The sequence below is a fragment of the Schaalia sp. JY-X169 genome (assembly GCF_014069575.1).
Taxonomy (GTDB): domain Bacteria; phylum Actinomycetota; class Actinomycetes; order Actinomycetales; family Actinomycetaceae; genus Scrofimicrobium.
This window is the reverse complement of sequence record NZ_CP059675.1, coordinates 1928081-1940738: the sequence shown is the minus strand read 5'-3', so window position 1 is coordinate 1940738 and position 12658 is coordinate 1928081. Positions and strand designations below refer to the sequence as shown.

The window sequence follows — 12658 nt, the reverse complement described above, 5'->3', positions numbered from 1 at the left end:
GCTGGCCATCTCAGGTCCGGCCGGCATAGAGGACACATTGCAGTAGCGGCGGGAGGGTCACCACCTTCCCGCCGCTACCTTGTCGAAAGGAATCCCTCTTGCGTGAGGACAGCTCACAGGGCAGGCGCGGCTGGCGTCCCAATGTCCTCGCCATCATCATCGCCCTCGTCGGCCTGTCCGGCCTCGGTGTCCTTCTGTATCCATCAACGGCTGCCTGGTGGTCGCAGTACCATCAATCACAAGCCATCGAAGCCTATTCATCTAGCGTCATTGAAGACGCTCCACCCGGCAATGAGCTTGAGCTTGGGCGCGCCAGAGAATACAACCAACTGCTTGGATCGGGCGAGGTCGTCGTCGGATCTGACTCACACAAACCGACCACCGATCTGGAGCGGGCTCAAGCTATCGAAATCGATGGGATTGGCTACTGGGACCTCCTGCTCACCCGTCATGACACGATGGCCCGACTGAAGATTCCTTCGATAGACGTAGACCTACCCGTTTACCACGGCACCAGCGATGCCACTCTGGAGAGAGGGGTCGGGCACCTGCAGGGCACGTCACTCCCGGTTGGTGGCACCGACACTCACTCGGTACTTACTGCACACACCGGCCTAGCCAAGGCCACACTCTTCAACAACTTGAACAAGGTCGAGGTCGGAGATACCTTCACCATTGAAGTCTTCGGTGACGTAGTCACGTACCGAGTGACCGAAACGCGTACCGTCCTTCCCAGTGAGACGGAAGCAATTCGTCTCCGGTCGGGGGAGGACCTAGTCACCCTTGTAACCTGCACTCCACTGGGGATCAACACCCATCGCTACCTCGTCACCGGCGAGCGCATTACTCCCACGCCGATAGCCGATATTGAGGCTGCATCCGAGAAACCCGACATCCCCGGCTTCCCCTGGTGGGCGCTGGTCGGCGCCACCGGGATTGTGGTTGTCAGCGCCTACGTTTGGCGTTCCGGCTACCCACCGAAGCGGAAGTCGACGTCAGCCTCAACTGAAGACGCCACGGCGCCGACAAAGGGGCACTAGCTTCACGGTGCAGGCGCAAATATCCGCAGCCCGCTTCGTCCTATTCGATGCGACCCACGCGACACCGAACCACCCTCAACCACCGAACCGGGTGAGGCAACGGGTGGTTAAATCATCTTGCATCACGGAGTTATGACGATATAGTTGCATTGTTAAGCCCAACAACGACGGTCGTTGTGTATGTATGGGATACGGCTCAACAGGGCCGCCCTAGGGTGGTGGCACACAATGTCAGATCCGAATCGGATGACCCCGAACTTGTCGAAGCTTCACTGGAAGCGTCCCGACTTGGTCCGCACGGTGCTTGATGGAGCATCCCTCACCGTTGTCCGCGCGCCCCTAGGCTCCGGCAAGACCAGCATCCTCACCGAAACCGCCCTCACCGTCACCGATGACCCCGCAGCCAAGGCCGTCTTCATTTCCGGCGAAGCGATCAGCCAGATTGGCGCTGGAACCATTTGGGAGCTGAGTGCTGAGGTCCTCGGTGCTCCAGCAGCTCACGATGCAACGGCCACCACCGCCCGCGAACGGTTCTTCCGCGCCGTGGCTGCCACCCCTGAGTCCATCTACCTCCTCATTGACGACGCCCCATTCTTAACGCGTGAGGATACCGAGTTCATCCTGATGCTTCTGCGCACATTCCGGAACCTTTCAGTTGTCGCCGCTTCACAGACCCGCTCACCTCTAGAAAGCCCCCGCATGCAGATGGTCAGTGATCTGAGTGTCATTGACGCAAACCAACTGGCATTCACCACCGGGGAAGTGCGGGATTACCTGCGCCATCACGTTCCTGCCATCAGTGACGCCCTCGTCGACACAGTGTTCGCAAACTCGCAGGGGAATGTCGCCATGACGAAGGCTGCCGTCAAGCATCTCACCCAGGCCGGAGTGTCGGATCTACCGGCCGCTCTGACGAACCTCGTCTCTCACATGCACGCATCATCTGGAGTTGTCGACCTTGAGGCCGCCCTACAGGATGACGATTTTGCTGACTTCATCTTGCAGGTCAGCGTCGTGGACTCTTTTTCTCAGACGCTGGCTCGCACCCTGACTGGACGTTCCGACGTTTCGAACCTACTTGCTAAAGCTGAGCAACTTGGTCTTGGTGTTTGGGGTGCCTACTCCCCTTCAACGTTCACCTTTTCACCACTGGTCCTTGATGAGTTGAGCGAGGTGCGTCGCCTCCGCCTGTCAGATCGCACGATCGCGGCCGCGGTCCGCACCGCAGTGCAGGTTTTGGTGGACGAGGGCGAACCGGCAGCTGCCCTCCTCACCGCCCTCAAAGGTCGTGACTACGCATTGGCCGACGACGTCCTCATGGGTAACTCTGACTTCATTCTGGCTTTGACTCCCGAAGCGCTCCTCCCCATCATCCAGTGGGTGCCTGACACGGTGGCTGACCGCTATCCGGAGTTGGGGTGCCTAGCGGCTATTTCCCTTGGCGGAACCAGCAACAGCCGTGCCCGCTCCATTGATATCTTGAGCCGAAGCGCTGCCGCGGCCCGTTCCTTGCGTGACCGTTCGGACCCGTTCCGCGATGCCCTTCTTTACACCACAGAAGGCACCGCCCTGAGGAAGAGTGGCCGCCCTGCCCGCGCCCTTGAGGTTGCGCTTAAGTCCGCTGAACTCTTGGAAGTCGTTTACACCAACTCTGGAAAGCCCATCTCGAGCCGAGCTGACTTCGCTTCCATCAGTAACGCCGCCTCAATGATGGCTGCCGGTGCCTTCGAGGAAGCTCTCCAACCCCTCATCGCAGTCGCCGAAAATGGGTCAAGCAAACCGATGCGCACTCTCGCCAACGCTCACCTTGCCGCCATCGCCGCACTGTGTGGGGATCTGGTGACAGCAGACCGCGCCGCCAGCAACGTAACTTTCGGTCCCAGTTTCGCCGAGGACGGAAGCATCTTCGCAGGGACCGCCTCCTTCATGATCACTTTGTACGAGGCCGTTCGCGCAGTCGAAATGTTCGACCTCGAACGTGCGTCCGACCTGCTCTTCTCCGTAAGTGGCACCACCTTCGCAGAGGAGTACTGGAGCACTGTCGCGACCGTCCAAGGTTTCATTGACCTTCTCTCCGGCACGCCGCGGGAGGGGATCGCTCGCCTGCAGGCTTCGCGTACCCGCCACTCCGCAGAGAGCCTGACGGTTCGGACGAGGGCGATGCTGGACTACACCGAGCAACTCATGGCCGCCGCCCTCGGGGAAAACCTCAACTTGGATGAGTTCCGCGACAACCTCGACATGCGCACAGCCACCGCCATCCAACTGCTTTCTTACGGGCGCGGACTGTTCCATGCCGGCAAGCTTGGACCAGCACTGCGAGTCCTAGCCCGCGTCCACAAACGCAAAGATGTCACGGTGCGTGTCCGTGCGGAGGCCCTGGCCCTCGAAGCTGCCATCCTGCTTCGCTTTGACGCCGCTGCTGATCTTGCTGGCGTCCTCGGCAAACTGGTGGCCACCCTCTACGAAAACGGTAGTCGTGTCTCTTTGGCTCTCCTCTCTATGGACGATGCTGCCGCCCTGGCCGAGGCCGAAGAGTTAGCGGGGGAGAGTGGCTTGAACGCCCTCCTCAGAGAAGTCCGCTCCGGACCCCTGCAGCTAACGGTCATTACCCCACTTTCGGCTAGGGAACAGCAGATCCTGGAGCAACTCAAGACCAAGGACACGCTTGCTGAGATCGGTGAACGCCTCTTCATTTCGGAGAACACCGTCCGCACCCACGTCAAGTCCATCTACAAAAAGCTCGGCGTCTCCAAACGCCGGGATGCCCTTGGTGTGGCTGGCGTCAGGGGTCTTTTCAACCAGTCGTAAGCGGGCCTACCACCCCGCGCATAGCACGCTCCCAAGACGCCTCACAACCCATTCGGCGTGTCTCGAACACCCGGGTGATTGTCCGGGTGAGTAACTTTGCCCATTGTCCAAACGCCCTGACCAAGGACCTACATTCGGTATCAATGGTGCCTTGTGTGAACGGTGTTATGTGTTCGCAACAAAGCAAATCGAGGGCTTGAAGCGGACGTAGCTATACGCCCCTTATGTACGTGTACTGAGCAAGTTAGAGCGATAGAGCGGTTGGAGAATCAAATGGCGCGAAGAGCTGGACCTAAGCACAGCACCAGCGTGGAGGAAACCTACGCAAGAGGACGTATGGGCGCCCTGGCAGCATTAGCCACCCTCGCCCTTGTCGGCACCGGAGCCGCAGGCGCATTTGCCGCCACCACAATCCCCCAGTCCGACGCAACATCCGAGGACGCCACCCCCGCAGTGGCCATGGTTGCGGATGATGCGGACACGCCAGCGGTCATCACCGAAGAACCTGCGGACGAAGTCCCGAACGAGGGCACCACCCCGGTTACTCCTGCGGACCCTGCACCAGCTCCGGCTCCGGTTCCCGAGGTCACCACCCCAACCGACACAACGGCACCGACGCCAACGGAGCCGTCGAAGCCCGCCGGAGAAGTGTCGACCACCACGGACCAGCCGCAGACGGACACCACCTCCGCGGACGAGGCGGAAGCGCAGTCCCTCGAGGCGGGGATCAGGCCGCTGACTGCGGGACCGGAGTCAACTGTGGACCCGCCGTACATCTATTGGGATGTCCGGGACACCTCCAACAACCTTGTTCAAGGTGCCAGCGTCCGAATTGCGGGCCCGCGATCATCCAGCAGCAACTGGGGGGACACGATCACCGTGCTCGACAACTACGGGCAGGCCGGATACACGGGAGCCGACCTCGATCCTGACCGCGGCGAGTTCCTCGTGAAGCAGATTGGAAGCCACAACATTACCTCGAGCCGCCGATACCGAATCCAGCGAGGTGACGCGCCATATGGCTACACGTGGAGCACCAACAACAACTGGATTGAAATGAGTTCTAGCGCCACCTGGACCAACCAGACCTACGACTTTGGCAACTTGACACTCAACAAAGCCACGACCAGCAACTACACGATCACGGTCCCGAAAGGAACCTACCGAACGGGGACGGCGTCCAACGCAGTGAACGGGACCGACACCGCGGGCGTCAGGTTCGGGATCTTCGCCTCCCAAACGGCTACTGAGCCGATCCACACGTGCGAGATCACTACAGCAAATCCGGGCAACTGTGTCTTCACCAACGTCGCGCTGGTTCAGAGCCAGCAGGTCTTCGTCAGGGAGCTTCCTCCTGCTGCAGGGAGCACCGCAGCGCAGAAGCTTGTTCCGATATTGACGAACTTCTCCACGGGCGACAGCCCATTCATGAACCAGACCTACCAGTACGGCTTCACACCCGCGAGCACCTCTACGATCAGTATTCCGACGACCTCGACGGACAACGGGACGAATTGGACCCAGCCTCCTTACGACGCGGGTAGCGGATACTTCGCCAACCGCGTGGTGAACCCCAGGCTCACACAGACCTGTAACGCTGGAGTGAAAGTTGCGGTGGTGCTGGATACCTCTGGATCCGTCAACAACTACCAAAACACGCTGGCGCAAGCCACCACTGCGCTGGTGGACGGGTTGACCGGCACGCCATCTTCCGTGGCGATGTTCAGTTTCGCAGCCAACAGCCCTGGCGCAGTTCAAAACCACCCGACGCCGCAAAGCGTGGAGACTCCGGCCGGCGCGAACATAGTCAAGGGTTGGTACTCCACTGCTGGGAGCAACGGTCAGACGGCTAACTTCACACCGAGTGGCGGCACCAACTGGGATGACGGGCTTTGGAAGACGGCCCAAGGTGCCCTCAGCAACAATTACGACATCGTGTTCGTGCTGACCGACGGTAACCCAACCTTCTCCAACAACGGACGTGACCGGAGTGGTAGCGGAAGTATGACCACCTTCCGTGAACTCGAGCGGGCGGTCTTCTCCGCCAACGCGGTCAAGGCCACGGACACTCGTGTCGTCACCGTCGGAATCGGCGGCAACCTGTCCGACGACAACTTGGCTGCCATTTCGGGTCCGACCAAGTTCGCCACCGGCATGGGGCTCAACGAGTTCGACTACGCCGTTGCCAACTGGAGCGAGCTGCAGGGAGTGCTGGAGAATTTCGCGCAGGGCCTAAAGTGCGAAGCCACAGTCACCGTCGAGAAGCTCGCGAAGGCCGCCTCTGCGGAGAACTTCACCCCGGCAAGCGGCTGGACCTTCGACTTCGCTCAGACCGGAGCAGATTCACAGACCCCCGTGACTACTGAGGGAACCACCAGCACCGACGGCAAATACACGTGGACCCTCAAGTTCACCAACCCGACAGACACATCAGACGCCACTCTCACTGAGCAGTCGAAGCCAGGGTGGGCGCTCGAGGATATTGCCTGCACGGTTAACGACGCGAACATTACTTTGGACGAGCTGAAGGCTGAAGTCCCGGGTATTGGAATCGGCGAGAATGTCGTCTGCACGTTCAAGAACCGCGAGGTGCCCAAGGGCACGTTGACCTTGGTCAAAGCCGTAACCAATCCGAGCGGTGGACTGGTGACCCCGTTTGCCATGCCCCAGGATTGGGACCTCACGGCCACATCGACCGCGACCGGCAACACCAAGGTCATCGACGCAAAGAAGAGCGGTTCAACCGGTGCAACAAACATCCAGGTTGATCCGGGTAGCTACACGCTCAGTGAGGCGTTCGCGTCTTCGACCACGGGCCCCAGCGGGGATGTCTATGGCCAAGATGGCGACTGGGTGTGCACCGGTTCCGGAGGGGGCGTAACTGGTGGTGACACAGTTACCGTCGCCAACGGCGAGAACGTCACCTGTACCGTCACTAACGCGACAGCCGAACTGACGGTCCTGAAGAAGGCCGACGGCCCAGAGGCTTGGGCAACGGCTGGGGACTGGACGGTCTCGGCAACCTCAGGCACCCTGCCCGGCCTGAACGCCGCAACCGGGTCCAACTCGGCCACGGCTGACAACTCGATCTTGGTCAAGCCCGGAGCCAACTACATGGTGACTGAGGCGTTGGCTAGCGGTCAGAATCCGCAGTATACGCAAACCGCGTTCCAGAAGTATGTGGTCAAGGACGGTTGCCCTGCCGCGCCGATCAACTTCGACGACACGTGCTGGACTACTGACGGCGTGGACGCAGCGAGTGTCAGCGTGGAGAAGGGCGAGCGAGGGATCTACCGGTTTGTCAATGTTCCCAAGCAGACCCTGAACCTGGTGAAGGTCGTCAACAACTCCTATAGCGGCAACCTGACGCCTGAAAGCTGGGATGGCGACCTCTTCGCCCAGAAGGGTAACGACACGAAGCTTGTGTTCGACTCGGGAGAGACCCAGGACGTCGCCTCTGGTAACTATGTCCTCACTGAAGCGCCCAAGGATGGGTACGAGCAAGAGTCCCTCGTCTGCGAGGGTGGAACGCTCGAAGACAGCACCGTGACGGTCGACGCAGGGGCCAGCGTGACTTGTACCTTCACCAACAAGGACAAGCCCGGCACCGTGACCTGGGAAAAGGTCGACTCGGTCAATACCAGCACGTTCCTGGCTGGCTCCGAGTGGACCATTGTTGGCCCGAACCACACCGCTGGAACGGTCATCCAGGACTGTACTTCCGGAACGTGTGCCGAGCTGGACAAGGATCCCGCCGCGGGCAAGTTCAAGTTGGAGGGTCTCCATTGGGGCACCTACACGGTGACTGAGACCAAGGCTCCTCCGGGTTACGTGCTCAACAGCCCGTCGAACTCGTTCACCTTCACCATTGATGGGTTGAACGCGGGCAACACGGTGACCGATAAGGGGAGCCCATTCTTGAACCACAAGGCCGAAGGACCCAAACTACCCCTAACCGGCGGTCAGAGCGCCGCAATGTTCACCATTCTTGGCGGCGGACTCCTGGCCGGAGCCCTAGCGCTTACCGCAATGAACCGTAGGAAGGGGGGCGCAGCACATCGAGCATGAGCTCGTGGACTACACGTCCTACCGACCGAACAGAAAGAAACTTCTTGCGTCCGAAAGACCCAAGGAAATGAGAGGAAACAAGACAAATGTCTAGAACTAAGACAACGTTCGCGAGGCGGGCCCTCGCAAGCGTCGGCGCTGCCGCCTTGGGTCTGATGGGCGTCGTGGGCCTGTCGACCTCGGCGATGGCACTAAGCCCTAGTGCAGAGCAGATCAACCCCAGTGAAAAAGGGTCGATTATCGTCCACAAGCACGTCAAGGATGACACCAGCGCCCCCGGCAATCCGAAGGGTGACCCGCTCGAAGGCGTTACTTTCAAGGTGCAGGAGGTCTTGTACGACGGTGACAGCATCCCGCTGGCTACTGCTGAGGGTTGGGAGCTCGCCGAGGCCCTCGGAACCACACCTACGCCGACGCTGCCAGCTGGCTATTCACTGACCAATGGCACTTCCGACGAGACGGCTGCGAATGGCCAAGTGACATTCTCAGGATTGGGCGTCGGTATGTACCTGGTGACTGAGACGGCCTCAGGCGACAACCTCATCACTCAGAAAGCGGCGCCGTTCTTCGTGACGATCCCCATGCCGGTGAACGACGAGGAAGGCAATTTCGTCAAGTGGGAATACAACGTCCACGCGTACCCGAAGAACGTCCTTGGCACCGTCACCCCCACCAAGACGCCGAATGATCCGAACCATAAGGTTTGGGAAACTGGCACCACCGTCGCCTGGGACATCACCATTCCTGTTCCGGCAGCGGACCAGGACTTTACCTCGTTCGTCATCACCGACACGGCGATGACCGGTCTGGAGTTCACCAGCTGGGGTGACATCAAGATCGGTAGCCAAATGCTGACCGCTGGGACTGCCGGTCCGCCAGAGACTGGTGACTACTATGTCGCGGGCAGCGTGCTGACCTTCACCAAAGACGGCCTGACCAAGCTCAATGCCGGACGCGCCGAAGCCCAAACCGTGACCGCGGTTGTCAACACCACCGTGAAGGAAAGCCCGGATGGCAAACTCGTCAACGAGGTTGTGGTCAAGATCAACGGCGAGCCTGGCACTGGATCAGGCTCGACCAACTGGGGTGACATCGTGCTCACCAAGAAGTCCGTGGGAACCGACACCAAGCTCAGTGGCGCGGTGTTCGACATCTACGACGCAAAGAATGGCACCAAGATTGGCACCCTCACCGACAAGGGTGATGGCACCTACACCGCCAACATCTTTGTTGGTAACGGCACCACGGTTGAGCGCCAGGTGTGGCTGAAGGAAGTTACGGCACCATCTGGTCACGTCCTTCCTGCAGACCCGTGGAGTGGCCCATACACGATCAAGGCGGACGCTCAAACGTCAACGACGGTGACCATCGACAACCACAAACCCAAGGGCCCTGAGCTACCACTCACCGGCGCTAACGGCACCATGCTGATGACCATGGGTGGCATTGGTCTCGTTGCTGTTGCAGGTGGTCTGTACCTGGCGACACGTCGCAAGGCACACCAGGAGTAGTAGAAACACATTGGTTCCTGGCCTAAGAGACAGGGACTAAGCCCCGACGGTGGGGAGAGCGCTATGCTTTCCCCACCGTCTTGGCATGAGAGGGAGAAGATGGAGAGATCCGCGAAGGCGACCAGTGCGCAACACGCTTCCGCGACGGTGCTTGAGCCCAACGGTGCCGCACCAGAAGGCACCAATGGGGATACGCGTCAAAGGCGCGGCTGGCGACTCAGCTGGGTGTCGCTAGTGATCGCGCTGATCGCCCTCGTCGGACTGTCCATCTTCATGTATCCATCTACGGCAGCGTGGTGGTCGCAATGGAATCAGTCCCGTGTTATCGAGAATTACTCCCACCAAGTTCAGGCAAACGTAACTCCGGGTAATGACGAGAAACTAGCTGCGGCCCACGAGTACAACCGTTTGTTGAGCACAGGCGCCATCACTCTGGGTGCAGATGCTCATAAACCCACCACGGATAGTGCGTCGGAAGGCGACCTCGACTACTGGGATCTGCTTGCAGGTCCGACAGAAGCAATGGCGCGCATCAAGATCCCCAGCATCGACGTGGATTTACCGATCTACCACGGTACCTCGGACGAAACTCTGCTCAAGGGGGCGGGTCACCTCCAAGGGACATCGCTACCTGTGGGTGGGATCGACACCCATTCAGTGATCAGCGCTCACCGGGGCCTCGCCTCTGCAACCATGTTCAACAACCTAAACAAGTTGGATATTGGCGACACATTCGTCGTTGAGATTGCAGGGGAAGTGCTCACGTACCAGGTCTTTGAGACGCAGGTTGTTGAGCCCTCAGATACACAGACGGTTCTACCACGCGCGGGGGAGGACATTGTTTCTCTGGTGACGTGCACGCCACTAGGAATCAACACACACCGCATCCTTGTGACAGGGGAGCGGATTACGCCGACACCGATTGAGGACGTGGAGGCGGCGGGGAAGGCGCCGGACATCCCAGGGTTCCCGTGGTGGGCAGTGATCCTGCCCAGCGGTGTTTTGGTGGCTGGTCTGTATGTTTGGCGGTCGGGTTACCCGCCGAAGAAGTCGCGGTCCCAGGAGTAGTTTCGGTTGGTTGCGGCTAGGTAGCGGCCTAGCTTAGTGTCTAGTCAAAGTGGACTAGGCCGGCCCTGGCCGCCGCAACAAGCACCTGCACTCGGTCACGCAAATGCCACTTGGAGATGATGCTGCCGAGGTGGGCTTTGATGGTGCCCTCCGATACCAGAAGGGTGTCTGCCATCTCCGCGTTCGACATGCCGCGGGCAAGGAGGCCTAGAACCTCATTCTCCCGGCCGGTCAGTGGCGCCAGGTCTGAGGAGCTGGGTGTGCCGGTCGATGAGCTGCGGACGTGGCGGACCAGCATCGCGGCGATGCGCGGGGAGAGGGAACTGGTGCCGTCGTGGGCTTGGCGCAGGGCGGCAAGGATTTCCTCGGCGCTTGAATCCTTGAGCATGTAGCCGGTGGCTCCGGCACTAAGCATCGGCAGCACGGTTTCACGGGTGTCGAGAGTGGTGACGGCAAGGACGCGGACGTCAGGGAAGCGCTCAGAGATTTGCTCAGTGGCTTCAATCCCGCCCATTCCAGGCATCTGCACATCCATCATGACGATGTCGGGGTGGTGCTCCTCGATCTCTTTGAGGGCTTCTGCGCCATCGGAAGCTTCCCCAACCACGACGATTTCAGGGTCGCGGGAGACAAAGTGGGACAGTGCAACCCGCACCAGGGGATCATCGTCAGCTATGACTACCCGAATCTCACTCATGAAGACATTCTAATGCCCAGTTCATTAGACGTTTGGCCAATAAAACTCTAGCGAATTGTCCGATGTTTAACCCCGCATTCGACGGAAGAATAGACCTCAACAAGACAAAAGGCCAATAGCCAAATCGAGGGGGGTGCGACCAATGTACATCTGGCGACAGCTTGGAATCTTCTTCGGGTTCATCCGCTAATACTTCCACCAGACTCGGTCCTTCCTCGTCATACTGGAGCAATGGTGCACAAGCAGAAGGCGACAGGGCCCTCAGGTCGACAATGGTTTGACAAGACCGAATACCTCAGCCAGCCCGAACAGTTCGTTCTGTTCGGGCTGGTTGGCGTTCTTGTAGTCAGTGACATTTTGGTCATGGCTCTGAGTTCCAGTCCCAACATTCAAGCCGGAATCATCAGCATATTGGTGACGGTAGCCCTAATCGGCTATATATGGTCTCCGCCAATCGCGACCGCCGTGTTGGGCGGTGTTGTCCTCATAGCCTTCGCAACAGGCAATGCCGTAGATACGGTGATCGCAGGTTCAGTTGCTGCACTCTTGGTGATGCGGCTGGGGTCGACACCCCTCATCCTTACCTACATTGGAGGTCTACTAGTTACCGGTGCGGCAATTTCATCCGGACTAGGGAGCCGCAACGGGGAAACGACCAGCGTGTCGGCACTACTGCTAGTTGCCGCCATATCGGGTCTTGTCGGGTTGGCGCTACGGGTTGCGTACGCACGTGGTGAACGGCTAGAAGCGGCGCTTGAGGAACAGAAGGAACGCGAACACGAAGCCGTCCTCGCCGAACGACGGTGGATCGCAGGGGAACTGCACGACAGCATCGCACACCACCTGACTGTGGTGACACTTCACTCCCAGCTGCTCGATGATGAGCGGACGCGGGAGGAATCAGCCGACGTCATTCGGCTCTCGGCACGCAAGGCGCTCAACGACTTGCGGTTCGTAATCGCGTTGGCCGATGAGATTACGGATACCGAGGGGATCTCTTCCGGTGACTTGGACTCCGCAATCGAGGAGGCGCGTGCGGAGCTGCGCGCAACTGGTCGTAAGACCCTTCTAACCGGGGATCCTGGCAACCCGGTGATTCCCCGTGGGACTGAGATCATCTTCGCGCGGATCGTCCGCGAGTCCACAACGAACATTCTCAAGTACTCCGGTCCGGGTGAAGTGGTGTTTGAGGTCGAGGTCGATGACCAGGTTGTGGAGATGACGATCTCCAACCCTCTGCCAGCCACGCCGCGCCGTGACCTGCCGTCAACGGGCACGGGCCTGAACCGAATGGCGCAGCGCGTCCTCGGCGTCGAAGGGGAGTTCAGTGCGGGGATCGTTGGTTCAGACTGGGTGGTGCGGGCGAGCCTGCCTATTGCGCCGTCGAAGAGCTAGGGTCCGCGGAATCCCGCTAATCGAGCTAATCCGGTAGCTCACCCGTAAGGGTCACCCGCGGCGACAAG

General features: G+C 59.7%; 7 protein-coding genes. 6 read left to right on the top strand and 1 reads right to left on the bottom strand.

The genetic code is table 11. The annotated features are described in order from the left end of the window. The first annotated feature begins 98 nt into the window (after nucleotides 1-98). The 5 genes from H2O65_RS08445 (at nucleotide 99) to H2O65_RS08425 (ending at nucleotide 10498) form a co-directional block, all read left to right on the top strand. Nucleotides 99-1040 carry a class C sortase gene (locus tag H2O65_RS08445; RefSeq protein ID WP_182141282.1) on the top strand — a complete coding sequence of 314 codons (942 nt, stop codon included), beginning with the start codon at nucleotides 99-101 and terminating at the stop codon, nucleotides 1038-1040. A 228-nt stretch (nucleotides 1041-1268) separates the two neighbouring features. Further along, entirely contained in the window at nucleotides 1269-3851 is a 2583-nt protein-coding gene (locus H2O65_RS08440; protein WP_182141281.1) for a LuxR C-terminal-related transcriptional regulator, read from the top strand. Nucleotides 3852-4124: 273 nt separating this feature from the next. Beyond that, complete coding sequence (locus H2O65_RS08435) at nucleotides 4125-7919, top strand: SpaA isopeptide-forming pilin-related protein (RefSeq protein WP_182141280.1); 3795 nt, start codon at nucleotides 4125-4127, stop codon at nucleotides 7917-7919. An 86-nt stretch (nucleotides 7920-8005) separates the two neighbouring features. Continuing rightward, nucleotides 8006-9430 carry a SpaH/EbpB family LPXTG-anchored major pilin gene (locus H2O65_RS08430; protein ID WP_182141279.1) on the top strand — a complete coding sequence of 475 codons (1425 nt, stop codon included), beginning with the start codon at nucleotides 8006-8008 and terminating at the stop codon, nucleotides 9428-9430. 99 nt (nucleotides 9431-9529) lie between these two features. Then, nucleotides 9530-10498, top strand: a complete 969-nt coding sequence (locus tag H2O65_RS08425; protein WP_182141278.1) for a class C sortase — start codon at nucleotides 9530-9532, stop codon at nucleotides 10496-10498. 40 nt (nucleotides 10499-10538) lie between these two features. On the opposite strand, the gene H2O65_RS08420 is transcribed toward H2O65_RS08425, so the two are convergent. Next, nucleotides 10539-11195, bottom strand: coding sequence for a response regulator transcription factor (locus tag H2O65_RS08420; RefSeq protein WP_182141277.1), 657 nt, complete (start codon nucleotides 11193-11195; stop codon nucleotides 10539-10541). Nucleotides 11196-11426: 231 nt separating this feature from the next. Between H2O65_RS08420 and H2O65_RS08415 the strand changes: the two genes are divergently transcribed. Then, on the top strand, nucleotides 11427-12590 hold the full coding sequence (locus H2O65_RS08415; protein ID WP_182141276.1) for a sensor histidine kinase: 1164 nt from the start codon (nucleotides 11427-11429) through the stop codon (nucleotides 12588-12590). The last annotated feature ends 68 nt before the right edge of the window (nucleotides 12591-12658 follow it).